The organism is Terriglobia bacterium, from assembly GCA_020073185.1.
GTDB lineage: Bacteria > Acidobacteriota > Terriglobia > Terriglobales > Acidobacteriaceae > JAIQGF01.
In genome coordinates this window covers 85,715-104,209 of record JAIQFT010000008.1, presented here as the reverse complement: position 1 = coordinate 104,209, position 18,495 = coordinate 85,715, and the positions used below count along the sequence as shown (strand labels likewise).

Here is an 18,495-nt window from a genome sequence, read left to right as displayed (position 1 = left end):
TCCGCTGCCGGCCGCGCTACCTCATTTCTATGCTAAGTGACTGAGCGACAATAACTTGATGCAGTAAATTTTCGTCCGCTGAGGCTACCCGACGGCTCACGCCTCGCCCCAGACGTGGCAACTGTTGTTTCCTTTGGGGGAAAAGCTGAGGAACTGCGGCTCAGACTCGGACAGATTGGCACACAGATTACTCGTTCTCGATCCGGCCTTCGTCCTCCAGCAAGATCGGGATGCCGTCTCGAATCGGGTAAACCCGGCGGCAAGCGGAACACTTCAGCGTGTCGGTCCCCAAGCTGAGGGGCGCCTTGCACACTGGGCAGGCGAGGATATCGAGCAGTTCCTTGCTGATCATATCGGGGCCAATTTTACGCCGTGAGCCGTGCGTTCGATAACCGCCGGCGCTTAGCGCGTCGCCATCGCCGCCAGCGTTGCCATATCCGGCACGATGAGATCGGGTTGGGCCGCACCCGCCGCGCTGCCCGAGGCTCCCGCGCGTTCGCTCCGGTTCACCCACACGCTGGCAATTCCCAGCTCGTTGGCGGGCGCGATGTCGTGATACAGGCTTTGCGCCACGTGCAGCACTTTTTCCCGCGGCGCCGCCAGGCGTTCCAGCGCGAGACGGAAATTGTTCAGCGCCGGCTTGTAGCTGCGCGCTTGCTGCGCCGTGATGACGGCGTCGAAGGGCGCCTCGAGATGCGTTGCCGTGCGCGCGAACAGGTCGTCATCGGTGTTGGAGATCACCGCCAACTGGTAGCGCTCCTTCAACTGCCAGAGCGCAGCGACCGTGTCGGGAAACGGCGCCCAGTCACCGAGCGCGTCGGGCAGCGACCGCATCTCGTCGCGGCTGATGCGAAACACCAGGCGCGCCGCCATCTTCGTCATCACCGATTCCAGGATTTGCCGGTAGGTGCGGTATTCGCCGACTTCCTCGACGCGCTCGATGGCGGCAAACAGTTCCAGAATTCCGGCGTCGCTCAAGTCGCGACCGTGCGCGGCCAGGATCGGACGAACCGTGGACAGAATTCCCCGGTCCCAATCGATCAGGGTGCCGTAGCAGTCGAAGGTGAGCCAGGAAAACTGGGAGAAGTCGAGATCAGACATAAGGAGGCTCAGGCGTCAGGCGCAAGGCTTCCGTCATCAGATCCAACAGGCAGACTCCAGGCCGCTTTTCTGAAGCCTGAAGCCGGAAGCCTGGTCTTATTTCAGTTCCAGCGGCTGCAGCAGCTTGAAGCTCAACGCGGTCTCCGCCGGCAGCACAATGTCCTTGTTGCCGGTGAAGGCAGCGCCCGCGGTGCCGGCGCCCGCACCAGCTAGCACGCCGATGGCCGCACCCTTGCCGCCGCCGGCCAGTCCGCCGATGATCGCGCCCAGCCCGGCGCCTCCGCCCACGGCCACGGCGGTGCGCTTGCCCTTGCCCTTTGCCGATTGACTGACCGCCGCGGCTTCAACCTTGTAGCTGTTGCCGCCGACCGTCACCGAGTTCAGCGTCAGCCGCAGGCGCGCGCCACCCTTGAAGCGTCCCAGTGGGACCGCTTCGGCCACCGTTCCGCTCGCTTCCACGCCCGCCGGAATCAGCACTTTTCCGCCAACTTCGACTGCCTGCGACACGGTCGCTGCAAAGGCCTGCCCCGGCGCGCTGATCTTCGATCCCACCGATTGACCAAGTCGTACCACGATATGTTGGCCGGCGGGAATTACCTTTGCCTCGGCCGGCTTCGTGGCAGGTTCGGTGGCTTTTGCGGTTGGCTTGGCAGCCATGGCAGTCGGCGGCTTAGCCTCGTTCCCTTTCGCAACCGCTGCGCCAGACGGCTTGGACTCGGTCACAGCCGTTGCGCCCGGCGGATTAGCAGTAGTTGTGCCTGTGCCGCCGGCCGTGGTCGAGGTTGATGACGGCCCGCCTTCGCCGCTTACTGGTTGTGGTTCCTTTTTGCTGCATGCAAGCAATACGGAAATCATGCACACCGAAAGAACGCTCAACAGTAATGTTCGCCGCATAAGTACCTCCACCGTCGGCAGCTTTCTATCAGAATGGCTGTCCGATAGCAATGTGCTAGGCAGGAAAGAAAGGATTGGGCAATTGGGCAATTTTACGAAATTACAGCAGCTCATCGTCAATGCGCGAGGTTGCCGCCGCGCGCCGCCGTGGACGCGCTGTCCCCTCACCCTGCAGATATCTCACCAGCGCGCGGCTATCGGATTCGAACAGGTTAGCCAGCAGGCGGCGCACCGCCTCGGCGCGCGCGGTTTCCAGGTCGAGCCCGGCGGAATAGGACCACGCCCGCCCGCGTTTGCGGCGCTGCACCAATCCCTTGGCGCACATGCGGTCGAGCACGGTCATCACCGTGGTGTAGGCCAGCGGGCGCGGCAGTCCGGCGCGCACCTGGGCGACACTCGCTTCGGCCTGGACCCAGAGCACCTTGAGGCACTCCATCTCCAGCGACGCCGGCGCGCCCGATCTCACTTCGCTTCTCCCTTATGGTTACCCGCAGGCTTGAACTTGTTTTGCAGTGCCTCGACCTGCCTCTCCAGAGGGACGGTCTCGGACGATGGCGCCACCGCCGCCGCCGCCGGCTCCTCCGCCGGTTTTGGCGGTTCCTCCGGTTCCGCCATTTCACCCGCGGCTGGTTCCGGCGGAGCGGCCGCCGCCTTCGGACGCAGGAACTTCGCGGTGTCGAGCAGCGGACGCGCCAGGGAAGGGTTGTAACTTGTCCACGGGCTGTCCACTTCCGCTTCGCGCTCAAAGTGCGCGCGCATGGCCTCCATCTTGGAATCGAGGTCGTCGAGGTAGTGCAGCATGAGCGCTTCGGGAAACATCGGCAGCTTGGGCGAGCCGAACTCGTAATGCCCGTGATGGCTGATGATCAGGTGCTCCAGCAGCGTCTTGAGTTGCGGCGGAAAATCCGCCGGCAGCTTGGCTTGCAGCATCTCCAGCTCGATAATCATGTGCCCCAGCAGTTGCCCGCGCGTGGTGTAGGCGAACGAGCGCGCGTACGAAAGCTCGTGCACCTTCCCGATGTCGTGCAGGAACACGCCCGTCAATAGCAGGTCGCGGTCAACCTGCGGGTAGTTGCGGCAGGCCAGGTCGCACAGCTTGCACAGCGACACCACGTGGTCGAGCAGCCCGCCGATATACGCGTGATGCAGCGTTTTGGCCGCGGGCGCATTGCGGTAGGCGGCGGCGATCTCGGGATCGCTCATGAAATTTTCCACCAGCGCCTTCAGGTGCGGATTCTTGAATCCGGCCACAAACTCGCCCAGCGTGCGCCACAACTCGTCCACGTCCTTGGTGGTTTTGGGCAGATAGTCGGAGTAATCGATCTCCGACTCCTCCAGCCGCTTCAGCTTGTGCACGGTCAATTGCAGGCGGCCGTTGTACTTGTTGATCAGGCCGCGCACCTTGACGAAGTCGTCCTGCTCGAACGTCCCCATGATCTCGGCAACGTTGTCCCACACCTTGGCGTCAATGTGCCCGGTGCGATCGGCCAGGGTGAGCGCCAGGTACGGCTCGCCGGTTTTTTTCGGCTTCACTTGCTTGGCGGCTACCACCAGGCTGGTGGTGATGACTTTGTTGTCGAACTGCGCGGCGTCGCGGACGTAGAAATCTTTCATGGGAACCCAGCTCAATTCTGTTTCTTCCTGAACAGCGGAGCCAACAATCCTAACAGTGCCTGATGCCGGATTGCGCGGCGTGACTTATCAGAACTGCCCCGTTTCACGGCCTCGGTGTAGGCGGCTGCCCCATCCGAAACCTCGGCCTCTTCGTCAGAGATTCTCGCGTTGACTTGTTCCGCAAACTCCAAAAGAACATTGCGGACGTCCTCAGGCTTATATTTCTTGGCCCCTCCACTCAAAATGGCTCCAAGTGCTACGAAAAGGGAATAAAAATCGGTCCGATTGCGCCACCGAGTCTTCTTGATATCCGGGAAAATGACCTGAACGGCAGTCAGCGTGCGCTCGTGAAGGCGCTTAACCGTTTTCTGGTCAGGAATCTCATCCTCATACTCTTCCATCTGCAGGTAATAATCATCAATGATTTGGCCGCTCCCGCCTTGTGGGCCGTCCATCAACCCAATCAAGAGTTCGCTTATGAACTCGATGTCCTTCATCCGTCGAATTATCCCGGGGGACACGATTCGATTTTCCGCCCAGTAATCGTCGTCAGCAAGCGTGTTGGAGAGTTGGATAAACGGGCCAGAGTAAATAGCATTGCGCAACTCCTGGTCACTGAGTTTTGTGAGAAACTTGTTCAATCGTCTGAACATGTCCCTAACATCAGCTTCGGATGCATCCGACAAGAAACGTACGGAAAGCTTGTAGCCGTAGAACTTTTCTCGTTGCTTGGGGGTAAGGTCTTCAAAGGTAGTATTGCGCCACAAAGAATCTTCTTCGAGACCCTCCAGCGCGAATCCGTTGAATTGCTTTTCGCTGTCTTCCTCGTCTATTCCCACAAACTGAAGAATCGACCTGATACGCTGCTGCCCGTCGACCACTGCGTAGTGCGTCTTACCTTCGGCACTTGTAGTGGAATGGATGTATATTTCGGGCACAGGAAGACCCAGCAGAATGGATTCGGCAAGGTTCGATTTCTGGCGTGCTGCCCACACTGGCCTTCTTTGATAGGGTGGCTTTATCTCCAAGTTCCCTTCAAGATAGCGGTCTTTGAACCACCCAATAGTCTGCTCGCTGGAGTTGTAGTCCATAGTCATTCCTATCAAGTACGCAATGCTTGTTGGACTTTTCTCAAACTGTTGAGTTGCTGAATCTTCACATGCTCCCACGTCCTGTACAATCGTCCATTCACAGGTCGACCCGCCAGCGTCGGATTTCTAGCGAGCCCCTTGAATGTTCTAAACCAATTTGGTGAAAGCTTTACCGCGCCCGGAAGACGGTCAGGAATCATAAACCCCCAGAAGATGTGGTTTTCCCTGTGGGCAGCAATCCAAGATTGAACCTGTTTTTCGAGACTGAAATATTTTCGACCGAGGCGCAGAAGCTCGAACCAAGCCGTGTCGAACAGCTCGGCACTGACGACCGCAACATCAAGGTCAGATTCCGTAGAAAATGGAACTCCATATTTTTCCGGACTCAAACTGTACCCAATGCGCCCGCTGCCGATTGCTGTCATCGTGTCGACAGCGAGGGCTAACGCGGACCCGATAGCCGAACGCAACGCATCGTAATCAGTCGGAGAATCCTTGAAGGCATACGGCAGCCCGGCAATCAAGAATTCTTCGACGATTGTGCCATGGTCTCTGGAATCAAGCAGCTTCGAGAACTCATCCTTAGTCGGATACGGCATGCCGTTCCATCAACCCTACATCGTTGCGAGGAAACCGCTAATTGTAGTAGAGGCAACTGCAAACACACGGGGTCTTTTCTCTTCGTGTCGAGAGATTGACTGTTGCATCAAACCAATCTTCTCGTTCACGCTTTCTTGCCATTGCCGTTACACTCGCCGGGCTCAAATTTGGCCAGGAGTGGAATGGCCTTGACGGCGAGCAGAAAGTATTCGGGGTTGCTTTCAATTCCAATGCTGGAATAACCGCATGCCGCGGCAGCAGCAATGGTTGACCCCGATCCCATGAACGGGTCCAATATCGTCCCTTGTTCCATCGGCAACGCCGCTCGCACAATCTGGCGCAAAAAACCCTGCGGCTTCAAAGATGGATGCGGAGCGATTTCACGCTCAACTCCTCGAGCAGGGGACGAATAGATGAGGTCCTTGAATGGTTCTTCCGCCGAAATTCGCCGCAGACCTCCGGTCTTCCACTTGCGCAGATTATCTTGTACGCGCCCTTGGCACGGCTTCCGGAACAATCCCCACGGCTCCCAGCATGACTTCGGCATGACTGAAACATCTGGGAATTCGCTGTGGGCATTCTTGGGACGGTCTCCGCCGCGCAAGGTGTGTACGACGCGAATGATCTCGCCCCGTTTTTCGAATCCCGCCGCCACAAACGGTTCGTATACGAGATATGAAACCAAGGGGTTGGTGGCAATAAACACGTGTCCGCCCGGCACCAGAACCCGCATCAATGAGGATGCCAATCGCGTAAAAAACTTTCTCAGAGCTTGATGGTCCCCCTGCTTTAATACCGTGAACCGTGGTAAGGGACGCCGCTGGCATCCGTCGAAAGACGGTGGGATCCGCCAGACTCCACCCTTGCCGTTTTTCATCTTGTTCAACTCACGGGATGTGTATTCGACAAGGCCGTAAGGAGGATCGGTTACGACAGCGTGGATGGAATTGGGTTGGGCGGCCGCGAGCCACTCAAAAGCATCATCCTGGAAAAGTTTGTAGTGAGCGTCCTCGGCAAAGAGGTTCGGTCGGTGCGACGAAACCAAGGTGCGCGTCGCGATTCCCATGTGCTTCGATTCAATTCCAACTTTGGATTTCCGCCATCTTAGCAGAGTTTTCTGACGGCGGCGAAGGCTTACGAGATCCCCGTGGACTCCGCCTGCTCGTGCGCGTGATACGACGACCGCACCAGCGGCCCGCTCTCCACATGCCGGAATCCCATCTTCAGCGCCTCTTGCTTCAGGAAACGGAATTCCTCCGGCGGCGCCAGACGCGCCATCGGCAGGTGGTCGCGCGAGGGCCGCAGGTACTGCCCCACGGTGAGAATGTCCACGTTTCGTTCGGCAAGATCGCGAAACACCTGCAGCAGTTCTTCGGTGGTTTCGCCCAGTCCGACCATCAGCCCTGATTTACTCACCGTCTGCGGCGCGGTTTCTTTCGCGCGCTGCAGCAGGCGCAAGGTGCGCTCGTAGCGCGCTCCGGATCGCGCCACGCGGTACAGCCGCGGCACCGTCTCGGTGTTGTGATTGAGGATGTCGGGCCGGGCGGCGAGCACGACCTCCAGGCAGTCGTCGTGTCCCTGGAAGTCGGGGATGAGCACTTCGACGCGGCAGTCGGGCGCCACCCGGCGGATCTCCTCGATGGTCATGGCGAACACGCGCGCGCCGCCCAGGTTGTCGTCGTCGCGGTTGACGCTGGTCACCACCGCGTACTTCAGCTCCAGGCGCGCCACCGCTTCCGCGACGCGCCGCGGCTCGTCGTAATCGATCGGCCGCGGATGTCCCTTGGGCACGGCGCAGAATCCGCAGCGCCGAGTGCAGAGATTGCCCAGCAGCATGAAGGTTGCCGTGCGATGGTTCCAGCACTCGCCGATGTTGGGACATTGCGCGGACTCGCACACGGTGTGCAGTTCCAGCCCGCGCGCCAGCTTTTTCAGCGAGTGATAGTTCTCCCCAATGGGCGCGCGCGCCTTTAGCCACTCCGGCTTGGGCCCCGGCCGGCGCCGCGCTACTTCGATCTGGACCAAAGTCGTGGACATGGGAACCTCACATTGTACGATGCTCCGCCAAACCGCGGCGGATCAGGGCCTGTGGTGCTGTATCGCGTGCCGAGCCAATAAAATCGGGGTGGCCGAAGCCACCCCGAAATGATTCGGCGAACGCCGGAACTACAGAATCTGTACGTTCTCAGCCTGCCAGCCCTTGGGACCCTTCTTGACGTCAAATTGGACCGCCTGGCCTTCCTGGAGGCTGCGGAATCCCTGCGCCTGAATGGCGGTGTGGTGGACGAATACGTCCTCACCGTTCTGGCGGCTGATAAAACCGAAACCCTTGGCGTCGTTGAACCACTTCACTGTTCCTTGTTCCATTTTCGTGTTGCTCTTTTCTGTGTTGAATTGTGCGGTGAAGTAAATCGGAAACTAAAGGCAGGTAGTGCTTCAGCAGAGCTTCGGCAGAACGTGCTTAGATCAATTCAAATCCACTCGCTTCTATATTCTACATTAGACGCGGTGAAACTGGTGAGGACTCTTTTGGTTGAACACCTAATAGATTAGTACTTAAAGCGTGTGGAGGTAGGCCAGCAAGTCGTCCAACTGCTGCTGGTCGAGCACTCGCCCGAACGCCGGCATCTTGCTCCGCCCCAAAGTTATCACCTCGCGAACCCGGTCGTCGTTGGCGGGGGTGCCGCTGGGCATGAACTGCTTTTTGAATACGCCCTCCAGGCTCGGCCCGCGCCACGCCTTCGCGCTGTACGCCTCGTGGCAGGTGGCGCAGTAGCGGTCGAATACGCGCCGCCCGCTCGCCTGCTGCGGGTTCAGCCCCAGCTCCGCGTCGCTCTTGCGGAGCTGCGTATCGCAGCTCGCCAGCAGCAACGCCGCGCCCAGGAGCCCAAGAATAAATCCCTGCTTCAACAAAGAAATATCTGCCCTGTGAGGCTGAAAGCTGACTTCCGAGCGATGATCCCCTCGGAGCTACAATACCAGAGACCCATGCCGGTCATCCTCAAGCGCGCCTACGAGAAGCCCTCGCCCAGCGACGGCGCCCGCATCCTGGTGGATCGGCTGTGGCCGCGCGGCCTGAAAAAAGAAACCGCGTGCCTGGACGCCTGGCTGCGCAACCTGGCGCCATCTAACGAGTTGCGGCGCTGGTTCCACGCGCGTCCGGCGCTGTGGCCGCGGTTCCGCACAAAATATCTCGAGGAGCTCGGCCAGCCCGAAGCCGCGCCCGCCCTCGCTCAACTTTACGATTTCGCCCGCAGCAGTAAGAGGCTGACGCTGGTGTTCGCTTCCAAGAACCAGGAGCACAACAACGCCGTCGTGCTCAAGGAACTGCTGGACGGCATGCGCAAACCGCCGCACAGTTCCGGTCCGGAAAAGGCCGTCTCCGGCGCCGTGCGCCTGCGCCGCAGCGCGAAATAACGTGGTCCTCCGCCCCGTGGTGCCCGCTTCTCCGCCGCCTGCGAAGGGTTCCGCGCCCGCCTGGCCGGCGATCGAACGGGCGCAGAGAACACTGGCGCCGGAGTACTGGCTGGTGTCGCAATCGGACCACGCCGCGCTGGCCGGCGCGCTCGCTGCCAGTTTCGTTTCGCCCGAATTTCCGCGCGTCGACCCGCTGATCGTGCGTGCCATCGAGGTGCACGATTCCGGCTGGGCCATGTTCGCTCCCGAGGCGGGCGTCGAGGCCGCTCCGCGCCTGGACAGCCGTGGCAAGCCGCTGTCGTTTCTGGAAATCGCGCCGCCGGATTTTCTGCGCGCCTGGGCCGGTTCCATTGACCGCTCCGAGGCCGTGTGTCCGGCCGGCGGGTACATCGTGTCAAGACATTTCTACGCGCTCGCGGAGGGACGCCTGGCCGCGGCCGTCGACGGCGCCGAAGATTCGGCCCGCCTGCGCGCGTTCCTGCAGCACGAGACGGAGCGGCAACGCCGTCTGCCAGCGCAATCGGGCCGGAGCGCCGCCGAACTCGCAGACCTTCTGCTGGTCCTGCAGTTCTGCGATCTGCTGTCGCTCTACCTGTGTTCCGGCGCGACCGACGCGGTGGAGTTCCCACAGGCCTTCGCGCCTGGCCGAGTCAGCATCCGACGCGAAAATTACGCCTACATCTTGCAGCCGTCGCCGTTCCGCTCGGGCAACGAATCTGACGCCATGATCAGTTTGGGAGTGGAAGCGCGCCGTTATCCCGCGACGCCGCCCAGAACGGCCACTTTGGCTTTCCTGTTGTGGTAATCGGCGCCGGTGACCGCCGGCTGGCGTCATGCACGAAGCGGGTTGCGCGGGCCCCTTCTTTGGTGCAATATGCGCCCGAGATGACGCAGCACCATAGGCCGGCGCCCTACAACATCCTGCAGGAATACCTGCAGGCGCTGGCCGACGGCATGGATCTGGGCCCTACCGCGCGCCAGCAAAAGGCGCTGACCTCCTACGCCGAATTGCAATATCAACTGCATGGCGGCGGACGCTGTTCCATGTGCCGCGCCTCGGTGCGCCACGTCCTGCCGGTGAAGGCCGAGCACAACGACGGCACCATCGCTGAGTATCGCTGCCTGTGCACCCGCTGCCTGGAAGGCGAACGCGTGGTTTCCGATCGCCTCTCACTTACCGTCGGCAACGCCTGCCTGGAATACACCGCCAACCTCGTCGAACCCCAAATCCGCAACTTCCGGACCTACACAACGTGAACAAGCCTTCAGCTCTCAGCTTTCAGTCTGCAGGCTCCAAGGACAGCGTTACTGCCTCATTGGGCATGCACGCTCACGGGCATGAACATCAAGCACACGACCGAAGATCATCCCCAGATCAGGCACACCACGCCGCCGGGGTACCCGATCAACTACGGTTTGAAAGCTGAAAGCTGAGAGCTGAGAGCTGCCAGCTACTTCCTCTTCGCTTCTTCCACCAGCAGGTTCGCGATCTGGTCGATCGTCTGCAGCGCCACCCGGCTGCTCAGGTTGTGGTTGTTGACCATGATGGAGAGAGCGATGCGCTCGCCGCTCAGAGCCGTCGCGTAGCCGGAAAGCGCGTTGACATTGCGCAACGACCCGGTTTTGGCGTGGATCCGGCCTTGCGCGGCGGCGCCCTTGAAACGCTCAGCGAGGGAACCGTCCACGCCCGCCACCGGCAGCGTGTCTTCCAGCTGCCGGCCCCAAGGCTGCTTGTGGTCGTAGACCAGCAGCTTGACAATGGCGTGCGGCGTCACCAGGTTCTGGCGCGACATGCCGGAGCCATCGTAAAACACGTATTCGTCGGAGCGGATGTCGGCCTGCGACAGGAAGCCGCGCACCACTTCCGAACCCGCCTGGATCGTGCCCGCCGTGCCCTTCTCGCGGCCCAGCAGGCGCAGCAGCAGCTCGGCGTGCAGGTTCTGGCTCACCTTGTTGATCACGCGCAGATCGCTCATCAGCGGCTGCGACTGGTAATCGGCCAGCACCAGTCCCGTGATGGCGGGCCGGAAACTGCGCGGAATATCGCCGCCACCCGCCGATGCGGTCGCGGTCACGCTGAACGTGGAAAGGTTTGCCAGCTCCAGGTGCTTGATGCGCGTGCGTCCGTACACCACGATGCCACGCTGCTCCAGGAGCGAGCGGAACAATTGCGCGGCGAATTCCGCCGGATCTTCGATGGCCAGCGTCTCGTGGAAGCCGGGATCGTCCAGCGGCATGTTGCCCCACAGGGTCAGCGTGTTCGACCCGGGCTCACGTCCGATGGTCACGGTGCGCGGGCCGGTGCCCGCCGGCGTGGTCATGATGCGGTTGTCGAGCCGGTAATAGTCGGGCAGCGGCGTGACATTGATGAACGCCTTCTCGCCCGTATGATCGCCGGGAAGCACGCTCAAGTAGATGACGTTATCGTTGATGGTCAGCGCGGAGACCGGCGCGCCCCACTCGTAGCGCATGTCCTCCTGCGACCAGCCGTCGCCGTAACGCTCGAAAGCGAAGTAGGAATCGTCGCCGACCACGTCGCCGTCCACGAACTTCACGCCGCGCTGCACCAGTTGGTCGGCCAACTGCTCCAGCACGCGCGAGCGCACGCCGGCGCGGTCGGAGCGCGGGTTGTAGGCGAGCGCGCCGCCGGAAAGGCCGGGATCGCCCCGCCCGACGATGATCACGTCGCCGCTCAGGCGTCCGTAGCGGTCCAGCGTCCCGGTGGTTTCAACCGTGGTGCGGAAGCGATAGTCGGGACCGACCAGCGCCAGCGCCGCCGAGGTGGTGAACAGCTTGGTATTGGACGCCGGCGTGAACAGCTTGTCGGCGTTCAAGGTGTACAGCGTTTCGCCCGTCTCCAGGTTGACCGCCTCGATGCCCCAGAAGGCGCGCGCTACGTCGGGCTGCGAAAGGATTTTCTCGATCCGGGCGGCGAGTGATTTCGACTCGCGCGCGTGCTTCGCCGCCTTCTGTTTCGGCGCGGCGAATGCTGCTTGAACCAGCAGCAAGAGGATGCAAAGGCGAGCGACAGCGTGGCGAGCACCAACCATGGCAATACCGGGTCGAGTGTAGCATTTGCCGACCGGCGGAAGACCGAAGAAATGCTGCTGGACGCGTGAATTTCCCCATTCGGTTACTTCTTGCGTGTCCAGCCCGCAGCCTGTTTAATCAGCAACTGCATGCGGCTTCGTTACGGATGGGACATCGGCTCGCGCCGGCTGCCGCTCGGCGGACGCACCCTGGTCATGGGGGTACTCAACGTGACGCCGGACTCCTTCTCCGACGGCGGGGCCTACTTCGACACTTTCACCGCCGTCGAACACGGCATGCGCCTGCTCGATCACGGCGCCGACATCGTGGACATCGGCGGCGAGTCCACCCGTCCCGGATCCAGCGCGCAATCGGTTTCGGAAGAAGAAGAGTCGCGCCGCGTGCTGCCTGTCGTGCGCGAGCTCAAGCGCCGCCGCCCCGATGCGGTCATCTCGATTGACACATGGAAGTCCGGCGTGGCGCGGGCCGCGGTCGAGGCCGGCGCCGAGATCGTCAACGACGTCAGCGGCTTCACCTGGGATCCCTCGATGCCCCCGACCCTTGCCCAACTGAGCTGCGGCGCCGTGCTCATGCACACCCGCGGACGGCCCGACGAATGGGCCTCCCTGCCTCCGGTGGACGACATGATCGCGCTCGTAATCTGTGAGCTGCGGCAGTCCGTGCAAAAGGCGCTGAGCGCCGGCATCGCGGGCGAGCGACTGGTGCTCGACCCGGGATTCGGTTTCGGCAAGCGCTTGCAAGAAAATTTTCCGCTGCTCCGGCGCTTTGAAGAATTCCACGCGCTCGGGTTTCCGCTGGCGGCCGGGCCGTCGCGAAAATCGTTCGTCGGACGCGCGACAGCGCGCGCCGGCGTCACGCTGCCTGCCAGGGAGCGCGTCGTGGGCAGCCTGGCCGCCGCCGTGATCTGCATCCTGAAGGGCGTGCATATTGTGCGCGTGCATGATGTCCGCGAAACCGTGGAAGCAGCGGCTATGGCCGATGCCGTGCTCAGCGCCAGGTGAACGAAACAGGAGGACAAGCGCCTGCGCCCTAGGGCGACATCAGCACCTTGATGTTTTGCATCAACCTCATGTTCCTGATCATGGCAGCACCTGCGACACGTCATCGCGGGATTTTAGCCACAGTACCCGCCGAAACACATGTCCACGGCGGTGCGGTGGCGGTCCGATGCTAGAAGGATTTTCGTGAGTCGAGCAGGATCGTCACCGGGCCGTCATTGACCAGCCCGACTTCCATCATCTCTTGGAACTTTCCCGTCTCGCACCGCAGCCCCGCCGCGCGAATCTTGCCGACGAAGTATTCATACAGCCGCACCGCTTGCTCAGGGCGGGCCGCAGCATCAAACGACGGCCGCTTGCCGCGTCGGACGTCGCCGAACAGCGTGAACTGCGAAACCGCGAGCACCGCTCCGCCTACGTCGGCCGCGGCCAGGTTCATCCTCCCGCCAGCGTCTTCAAAGATGCGCAGACCGGCGATTTTGTCCGCCAGGTACTCGGCGTCGGTTTCGGTGTCGTCCTGCGCGACCCCAACCAGCACCAGCAGTCCGAGTCCAATCTCGCCGACCGTTGCGCCCGCGACCTTCACTGACGCACGCGTTACGCGCTGCACCACCGCCCGCATGGCTCAAGCTACCACGGAGACAAATTGGTAATTGGTAATTTCGTAGGGTAATTTCTGTTTGCCATTCCGACCATGAGCGAGCGCAGCGAGTCGAACGGGAGGAATCTGTTGTTGATCGCAGAAAAGCACATTCCTCGCTGCGCTCGGAATGACAAAACGCCCAAGACAAGATTACTCAATTACCAAATTACAAAATTACCCAATCACCAAATTTCTCCCTGTCTCCGTGCTTCCGTGGTGGAATCTCTACTCTCATTTGACGCTACTCTTACGCGCAGCCTAGAATCGCGGCTTTGCCCAACTCAAATTGGAGCGTGAGGATGTTGCGCCTTCCGACTTTTCTCCTGCTGGCCGCACTGCTGACCGCTGTCGCTGCGTCCGCGCAGACGCCGCCGCGCGATCTCGTGATCCAGAATGCCACCCTGCTGACCGCTACTCACGGCCGCATTCCCAGGGGCAGCGTGCTCGTGCACGACGGCAAGATCGCCGCCTTCGGCGCCAACCTCAGCGTCCCTGCGGGCGCCACGGTGATCGACGCCGGCGGCAAATACGTCACGCCTGGACTGATTGACGCGCACTCGCACATGGCGCTGGACGACGACGTCAACGAAGCCACCAGCCCCATCGTCCCGCAGATGATGATGGTGGACGCTTTCGAGTACACCAGCAAGGAAATCTACCGCGCGCTGGCGGCGGGCGTGACCTCGGCCATGTTGCTGCACGGATCGGCCGACATGATTGGCGGCCAGGCCGTGATCATGAAGACCAAGTACGGGCTTGGGCGCGACCAGTTGCTCTTCCCCAACGCGCCGCGCTCCATCAAGTTCGCCAGCGGAGAAAATCCCAAGCGCGTCTTCGGCATGCGCCATCAACTTCCCTCGACCCGCATGGGAAACTTCGCCGTGCAGCGCCAGGCCCTGATTGACGCGCAGGACTACATGCGCCAGTGGGACGAGTACGAGGCGAAGAAGCAGAAGGGCGACAAGGATGCAAAGCCGCCCAAGCGCGATCTGAAGCTCGACGCACTGGTGGACGTGCTCAAAGGCAGGCTCTACGTGCAGATCCACTGTTATCGGGCCGACGAATTCCTCACCGAAATGGCGATGGCGAAAGAATTCGGGTACAAGCTGCGCGCGTTCCATCACGCGCTGGAGGCCTACAAGGTCGCAGACAAGATCGCGGCCAACAACGTCGGCGTCGCCACCTGGGCCGACTGGTGGGGCTTCAAGCAGGAGGCCTGGGACGCCACGCCGTGGAACGCCGTAATCCTCATGCGCAAGGGCGTGCGCGTTGCCATCAAGAGCGATTCCGACGACCAGATCCGCCGCCTCAACCAGGAGGCCGCCAAAACCATGCGCTACGGTGGCGCCACCGAAGAAGAAGCGCTGCAGATGATTACCCTGAACGCGGCATGGATCATCGGTGTGGACGACCGCGTCGGCTCGATTGACGTCGGCAAGGACGCCGACCTCGTCATCTGGGATGGCTATCCGCTTTCCAGCTACGGTATCCCCGAGAAGGTTTACATCGACGGCGAGCTGTTCTTCGATCGTACCCTTCCCGGCTACGGCCTGACGCATTTCGCGGGCGCGCCCGAGAGCTTGCCGGCGCCGCCAAAATCCGGCGACCATCCGGAATCGTCGGAGGTGCGCTAATGAAAATTCCTTTGCGCCCCTTTGCGTCCTTTGCGTTTGTGCTGTTTTGTTTCTCGTCCGCGCTCGCCCAGCAACCTTCGAGTAGGAAGGCAACGAGCGCCGCCGTCGCGATCAAGGGCGGCAAGCTGCTGACCATCACGCACGGCGTCATCGAGAACGGCGTGGTGGTCATGGAGAACGGTAGGATCACCGCCGTTGGCCCGGCCGCCTCTACCAACGTTCCGGCGAATGCGCGCGTCATTGACGCCACGGGCATGACCGTCTATCCCGGCCTGATTGATTCCGAGACGCGGCTCGGCCTGACGGAAATCTCCGCCGAACCGAGCACCAATGACCTGTCGGAACCGAGCGACGAGATCATGCCACACATGCACGTCGCCGACGCTTTCCACGCGGAGAGCGACCTCATCCCCACCACCCGCGTCAACGGGATCACCAACGCCATCGTCGCGCCCGGCACGCAGGACACGCTGCCCGGGCAGGATTCTTTCATCCAGCTCGCGGGACCGTCGGCCGACGAAATGCTGATGGTGCGCGATATCGCCATGCCACTGAATTTCACTGGCAGACAACGCCGCCGCATGGACTGGCAGACCGGCCACGGCACCTATCCCACCACGCGCATGGGCATGGCCGCACAGCTTCGGCAGGCTTTTCTTGACGCGCTCGATTACCAGCAAAAGCTCGCCGACTACGAGAAGCGCAAGGGCGAGAAGGGCGTCCAGCCGGTGAAGCGCGATCTCAAGCTGGAGGCGCTGCTGCCGTATCTGCAAGGCAAGAAGCCGATCGTGCTCGCCGCCAGCGAGCCCAGCGACCTGCAGACCGCGGTCGCGCTCGCCAACGAGTTTCACCTGAAACTCATTCTCAACCACGTCACCCACTCGCAATCGCTGCTGGACTACATTGCGCAGCTCAAGGCGCCGGTGATCGTCGGCCCGATTTACGACTTCCCCAAGGAGAACGAGCGTTACGATGCCGTGTACCGGCTGCCGGGCGAGCTGTTCAAACGCGGTGTGAAGATCGCATTCGCATCCTACGATTCGCACCAGGTGCGCAACCTGCCGTACGCGGCGGGCTACGCGGTTGCCTACGGTCTGCCCTACGACGAGGCGATGAAGGCGCTGACCATCAACGCCGCCGAAATCTGGGGTTTGGCGGATCAACTCGGGTCGCTCGACCCCGGCAAGATGGCCAACGTGGTGGTGGCCAATGGCGATCCGCTGGACGTCAAAACCGACGTCAAGCACGTCTTCATCAACGGCCAGGAAATTCCGCTGTGGGATCGGCAGATGGAGCTGCGCGATCAGTATTCAAAGTAGTTTCAGTTTTGAGTTGAGATGCGGTTGCCCCACCCTTGTCGCTGCCGGGTTTGGAGCGACAGGGTGGGGATTCGCCATTGGCCGTGTGCCGTCGGCGAGGCACGACCAGAGTAACGAGTGTCAGGCCTTGATCGTGCTTACTGCCACCACCATTCCGCAGTAACATCAGAACCAGAGTTTCACGAACCTCGAGGCCCCGATGAAGCGGTGTATCGTTCTGCTTTTGTCTTTCTTGGGTTTGGCAGCGACGGCCGGCGCGGCCGGCCAGAAGCTGATTGCGCTCACCTTCGACGACGGCCCGCGCCCCTACATTCTCTACGGCTACACGCAGCCGGGGCAGAAACCGACGCCGGGGCTGCTCGACCTGCTCGACCGCGAGCATGTCAAAGCCACATTTTTCGTAATGGGATGGCGCCTGACGCCCGGCGCCTACGGCGACCCGCGCGAGTTTCGCACCGATAAGACTTGCCTCGACGCGGCGCGCGATCTCTTCCGCCGCGGGTACGAGATCGAAGACCATTCCTTCAGCCACGTGCAGTTCAAACTGTTCGAGAAGCAGCACGGGCCGGGCAGCGTGGTCGCCGACGTGGACCGAGCGTCGGAGTTGATCACGGGCGTGACCGGCCACCGCGCCGTCTTCGTGCGTCCGCCCGATTGGATTACCTGGGACGCGCTCAATCGTCAACTCGAAGGCCGCGGCTACCGTGTGCTCAGCATCTCGTCGGATGTGCCGCTGTCGATGCGCGACGTTAACTCTGCCGACTATCTCTGCGCCGGGGCGCGTCCGGTAAATTGCCCCAAGCCTTCGCTGAATGCTTTCGTGCTGCAGCAGATCGAGCGGCGCGAGAAGCAAGGCGTGGCGGCGCACATCTTGGCGTTCCACGAACTCTCGACCACGGTGGTTGCGCTACAGACGCTGATTCCGGAGCTGAAGGCGCGCGGCTATCGCTTCGTGACCATGCAGGAGTATGTGCGGCGCATCGGGCCGCCGGCGCCGGTGCAGCGCGCCGCATCGAAGAGTGGCGGCTAAAGCAGTTTCGGAATTGCCGTATCGCGCGAACGGGTCAGTGACTGCCGCCGCCTGCGCTTTGGCTGCGCGCCGAGCTCAGCCCGCGCGCGATCGCGGCGTTGATGTGCGCGTTGGCGAACTCGGCGGCGGTGCGGATGGCGTTCTTGAGGGCATGCGCGTTCGAGGAGCCGTGGCTGACGATGCAAACGCCCTTGAGGCCGAGCAACGGCGCGCCGCCGTATTCCGAGTAGTCGAGGCGCTTCTTGAACTCGTCGAAGGCGCGGCGGGAGAGCAGGAACCCGACCTGGCGCGTGATGGTGGCGCGCAGCGTTTCCTTCAAAATGTAGCCCACCGTTTCCACTAGCCCCTCGGAAACCTTCAGTGCGACGTTTCCGATGAACCCGTCGCAAACGATGACGTCCACGTTGCCGTTGTAGAGGTCGCGCCCCTCGACGTTGCCGACAAACTGCAGCGGCAGTTGTTTCAGCAACTGGTGCGTGGCGCGCGTCAGCTCGTTGCCCTTGGCCTCTTCCTCCCCGATGGAGAGCAGTCCAACGCGCGGACGCTCGACGCCAAAGATGGCGCGGGCGTAGATGTCGCCCATCACCGCCCATTGCTCCAGGTTGTGCGGCTTGGAATCCACGTTGGCGCCGACGTCGAGCATGATGCTGGCGGTCCCCTGCGCGGTGGGAAAAACGGCGGCCAGCGCGGGACGGTCCACACCCGGCAGCGCGCCCAGCACCATCTTCGCGGTCGCCATGGCGGCGCCGGTGTTGCCGGCGGTGATGAAGCCGGCGGCCTTGCCGTCCCGCACCAGGCGCAACCCGACGCGCAGCGTGGAATCGCGCTTGGCGCGCACCGCGTGCGCCGCCTTCTCGTTCATGCCGATGACCTCGCTGGCATGCACGACTTGGAGCTGCTCGAAGGGCGCGGAAGGATGAAGACGCAGTTCGGCGCGGACCTCTTCTTCCGGCCCGATCAGCAAGACGTGAATGTCGTGTTGACGCGCGGCCAGGATCGCGCCTTCGACTTCGGGCTTGGGGGCGCGATCCGAGCCCATCGCGTCGACGGCTATGACCGTGGGCATGAATCAGGCTTCAGGCTTCAGGGCTTCGGGCAACAGC

General features: G+C 61.9%; 21 protein-coding genes. 7 read left to right on the top strand and 14 right to left on the bottom strand.

Annotated elements, in window-relative coordinates:
* Nucleotides 1-187 precede the first annotated feature (187 nt).
* From LAN64_04020 to LAN64_03970, 11 genes are all read right to left on the bottom strand, one after another.
* Nucleotides 188-352, bottom strand: a complete 165-nt coding sequence (locus tag LAN64_04020; protein MBZ5566999.1) for a Trm112 family protein — start codon at nucleotides 350-352, stop codon at nucleotides 188-190.
* Nucleotides 353-402: 50 nt separating this feature from the next.
* Nucleotides 403-1,101, bottom strand: coding sequence for a haloacid dehalogenase type II (locus tag LAN64_04015; GenBank protein ID MBZ5566998.1), 699 nt, complete (start codon nucleotides 1,099-1,101; stop codon nucleotides 403-405).
* 96 nt (nucleotides 1,102-1,197) lie between these two features.
* Nucleotides 1,198-1,758 carry a hypothetical protein gene (locus tag LAN64_04010; protein ID MBZ5566997.1) on the bottom strand — a complete coding sequence of 187 codons (561 nt, stop codon included), beginning with the start codon at nucleotides 1,756-1,758 and terminating at the stop codon, nucleotides 1,198-1,200.
* Between the two features lie 337 nt (nucleotides 1,759-2,095).
* Nucleotides 2,096-2,461 carry a BlaI/MecI/CopY family transcriptional regulator gene (locus tag LAN64_04005; protein MBZ5566996.1) on the bottom strand — a complete coding sequence of 122 codons (366 nt, stop codon included), beginning with the start codon at nucleotides 2,459-2,461 and terminating at the stop codon, nucleotides 2,096-2,098.
* Nucleotides 2,458-3,609 (bottom strand): HD domain-containing protein, encoded by a 1,152-nt coding sequence (locus tag LAN64_04000; protein ID MBZ5566995.1) that lies wholly within the window; start codon nucleotides 3,607-3,609, stop codon nucleotides 2,458-2,460. Before LAN64_04000 ends, LAN64_04005 begins: the two co-directional genes overlap by 4 nt.
* A gap of 11 nt (nucleotides 3,610-3,620) precedes the next feature.
* Nucleotides 3,621-4,700: a DUF262 domain-containing protein gene (locus LAN64_03995; protein ID MBZ5566994.1), complete on the bottom strand. Its 1,080-nt coding sequence runs from the start codon at nucleotides 4,698-4,700 to the stop codon at nucleotides 3,621-3,623.
* A gap of 11 nt (nucleotides 4,701-4,711) precedes the next feature.
* Complete coding sequence (locus LAN64_03990; GenBank protein MBZ5566993.1) at nucleotides 4,712-5,299, bottom strand: hypothetical protein; 588 nt, start codon at nucleotides 5,297-5,299, stop codon at nucleotides 4,712-4,714.
* A gap of 125 nt (nucleotides 5,300-5,424) precedes the next feature.
* Nucleotides 5,425-6,366, bottom strand: coding sequence for a site-specific DNA-methyltransferase (locus LAN64_03985; protein MBZ5566992.1), 942 nt, complete (start codon nucleotides 6,364-6,366; stop codon nucleotides 5,425-5,427).
* A 68-nt stretch (nucleotides 6,367-6,434) separates the two neighbouring features.
* A complete protein-coding gene (gene lipA / locus LAN64_03980) occupies nucleotides 6,435-7,337 on the bottom strand; it encodes a lipoyl synthase (protein MBZ5566991.1) in 903 nt (300 codons plus the stop codon).
* A 129-nt stretch (nucleotides 7,338-7,466) separates the two neighbouring features.
* The gene (locus tag LAN64_03975) at nucleotides 7,467-7,667 is read right to left on the bottom strand and encodes a cold shock domain-containing protein (GenBank protein MBZ5566990.1); all 201 of its coding nucleotides are present in this window, start codon (nucleotides 7,665-7,667) and stop codon (nucleotides 7,467-7,469) included.
* 189 nt (nucleotides 7,668-7,856) lie between these two features.
* On the bottom strand, nucleotides 7,857-8,213 hold the full coding sequence (locus tag LAN64_03970; protein ID MBZ5566989.1) for a cytochrome c: 357 nt from the start codon (nucleotides 8,211-8,213) through the stop codon (nucleotides 7,857-7,859).
* Nucleotides 8,214-8,288: 75 nt separating this feature from the next.
* On the opposite strand from LAN64_03970, the gene LAN64_03965 reads away from it, so the two are divergent.
* From LAN64_03965 to LAN64_03955, 3 genes are all read left to right on the top strand, one after another.
* Nucleotides 8,289-8,717 carry a DUF488 family protein gene (locus LAN64_03965; protein ID MBZ5566988.1) on the top strand — a complete coding sequence of 143 codons (429 nt, stop codon included), beginning with the start codon at nucleotides 8,289-8,291 and terminating at the stop codon, nucleotides 8,715-8,717.
* A gap of 1 nt (nucleotide 8,718) precedes the next feature.
* Nucleotides 8,719-9,522 (top strand): DUF3891 family protein, encoded by an 804-nt coding sequence (locus LAN64_03960; protein MBZ5566987.1) that lies wholly within the window; start codon nucleotides 8,719-8,721, stop codon nucleotides 9,520-9,522.
* Nucleotides 9,523-9,602: 80 nt separating this feature from the next.
* On the top strand, nucleotides 9,603-9,974 hold the full coding sequence (locus LAN64_03955; protein ID MBZ5566986.1) for a hypothetical protein: 372 nt from the start codon (nucleotides 9,603-9,605) through the stop codon (nucleotides 9,972-9,974).
* Between the two features lie 194 nt (nucleotides 9,975-10,168).
* On the opposite strand, the gene dacB is transcribed toward LAN64_03955, so the two are convergent.
* Nucleotides 10,169-11,725 carry a D-alanyl-D-alanine carboxypeptidase/D-alanyl-D-alanine-endopeptidase gene (gene dacB / locus LAN64_03950; GenBank protein ID MBZ5566985.1) on the bottom strand — a complete coding sequence of 519 codons (1,557 nt, stop codon included), beginning with the start codon at nucleotides 11,723-11,725 and terminating at the stop codon, nucleotides 10,169-10,171.
* Nucleotides 11,726-11,962: 237 nt separating this feature from the next.
* Between dacB and folP the strand changes: the two genes are divergently transcribed.
* Nucleotides 11,963-12,769, top strand: coding sequence for a dihydropteroate synthase (gene folP, locus LAN64_03945; protein MBZ5566984.1), 807 nt, complete (start codon nucleotides 11,963-11,965; stop codon nucleotides 12,767-12,769).
* 169 nt (nucleotides 12,770-12,938) lie between these two features.
* On the opposite strand, the gene dtd is transcribed toward folP, so the two are convergent.
* Entirely contained in the window at nucleotides 12,939-13,388 is a 450-nt protein-coding gene (gene dtd, locus LAN64_03940) for a D-tyrosyl-tRNA(Tyr) deacylase (GenBank protein ID MBZ5566983.1), read from the bottom strand.
* A gap of 320 nt (nucleotides 13,389-13,708) precedes the next feature.
* Between dtd and LAN64_03935 the strand changes: the two genes are divergently transcribed.
* The 3 genes from LAN64_03935 (at nucleotide 13,709) to LAN64_03925 (ending at nucleotide 17,392) form a co-directional block, all read left to right on the top strand.
* Nucleotides 13,709-15,043 (top strand): amidohydrolase, encoded by a 1,335-nt coding sequence (locus tag LAN64_03935; GenBank protein ID MBZ5566982.1) that lies wholly within the window; start codon nucleotides 13,709-13,711, stop codon nucleotides 15,041-15,043.
* Nucleotides 15,043-16,362, top strand: a complete 1,320-nt coding sequence (locus LAN64_03930; protein ID MBZ5566981.1) for an amidohydrolase family protein — start codon at nucleotides 15,043-15,045, stop codon at nucleotides 16,360-16,362. The genes LAN64_03935 and LAN64_03930 overlap by 1 nt, the downstream gene beginning before the upstream one ends.
* Nucleotides 16,363-16,561: 199 nt before the next feature.
* The gene (locus LAN64_03925; GenBank protein ID MBZ5566980.1) at nucleotides 16,562-17,392 is read left to right on the top strand and encodes a polysaccharide deacetylase family protein; all 831 of its coding nucleotides are present in this window, start codon (nucleotides 16,562-16,564) and stop codon (nucleotides 17,390-17,392) included.
* A 34-nt stretch (nucleotides 17,393-17,426) separates the two neighbouring features.
* Here LAN64_03925 and plsX read toward each other — a convergent pair whose 3' ends face one another.
* The gene (gene plsX, locus LAN64_03920; protein ID MBZ5566979.1) at nucleotides 17,427-18,458 is read right to left on the bottom strand and encodes a phosphate acyltransferase PlsX; all 1,032 of its coding nucleotides are present in this window, start codon (nucleotides 18,456-18,458) and stop codon (nucleotides 17,427-17,429) included.
* Nucleotides 18,459-18,495: the final 37 nt, after the last annotated feature.

Coding starts and splice junctions, on each gene's coding strand:
- LAN64_04020 (MBZ5566999.1), bottom strand. CDS start 352: ATGATCAGCAAGGAACTGCTCGATATCCTCGCCTGCCCAGTGTGCAAG.
- LAN64_04015 (MBZ5566998.1), bottom strand. CDS start 1,101: ATGTCTGATCTCGACTTCTCCCAGTTTTCCTGGCTCACCTTCGACTGC.
- LAN64_04010 (MBZ5566997.1), bottom strand. CDS start 1,758: ATGGCTGCCAAGCCAACCGCAAAAGCCACCGAACCTGCCACGAAGCCG.
- LAN64_04000 (MBZ5566995.1), bottom strand. CDS start 3,609: ATGAAAGATTTCTACGTCCGCGACGCCGCGCAGTTCGACAACAAAGTC.
- LAN64_03995 (MBZ5566994.1), bottom strand. CDS start 4,700: ATGGACTACAACTCCAGCGAGCAGACTATTGGGTGGTTCAAAGACCGC.
- LAN64_03990 (MBZ5566993.1), bottom strand. CDS start 5,299: ATGCCGTATCCGACTAAGGATGAGTTCTCGAAGCTGCTTGATTCCAGA.
- LAN64_03985 (MBZ5566992.1), bottom strand. CDS start 6,366: ATGGGAATCGCGACGCGCACCTTGGTTTCGTCGCACCGACCGAACCTC.
- lipA (MBZ5566991.1), bottom strand. CDS start 7,337: ATGTCCACGACTTTGGTCCAGATCGAAGTAGCGCGGCGCCGGCCGGGG.
- LAN64_03975 (MBZ5566990.1), bottom strand. CDS start 7,667: ATGGAACAAGGAACAGTGAAGTGGTTCAACGACGCCAAGGGTTTCGGT.
- LAN64_03965 (MBZ5566988.1), top strand. CDS start 8,289: ATGCCGGTCATCCTCAAGCGCGCCTACGAGAAGCCCTCGCCCAGCGAC.
- LAN64_03955 (MBZ5566986.1), top strand. CDS start 9,603: ATGACGCAGCACCATAGGCCGGCGCCCTACAACATCCTGCAGGAATAC.
- folP (MBZ5566984.1), top strand. CDS start 11,963: ATGGGGGTACTCAACGTGACGCCGGACTCCTTCTCCGACGGCGGGGCC.
- dtd (MBZ5566983.1), bottom strand. CDS start 13,388: ATGCGGGCGGTGGTGCAGCGCGTAACGCGTGCGTCAGTGAAGGTCGCG.
- LAN64_03935 (MBZ5566982.1), top strand. CDS start 13,709: ATGTTGCGCCTTCCGACTTTTCTCCTGCTGGCCGCACTGCTGACCGCT.
- LAN64_03930 (MBZ5566981.1), top strand. CDS start 15,043: ATGAAAATTCCTTTGCGCCCCTTTGCGTCCTTTGCGTTTGTGCTGTTT.
- LAN64_03925 (MBZ5566980.1), top strand. CDS start 16,562: ATGAAGCGGTGTATCGTTCTGCTTTTGTCTTTCTTGGGTTTGGCAGCG.
- plsX (MBZ5566979.1), bottom strand. CDS start 18,458: ATGCCCACGGTCATAGCCGTCGACGCGATGGGCTCGGATCGCGCCCCC.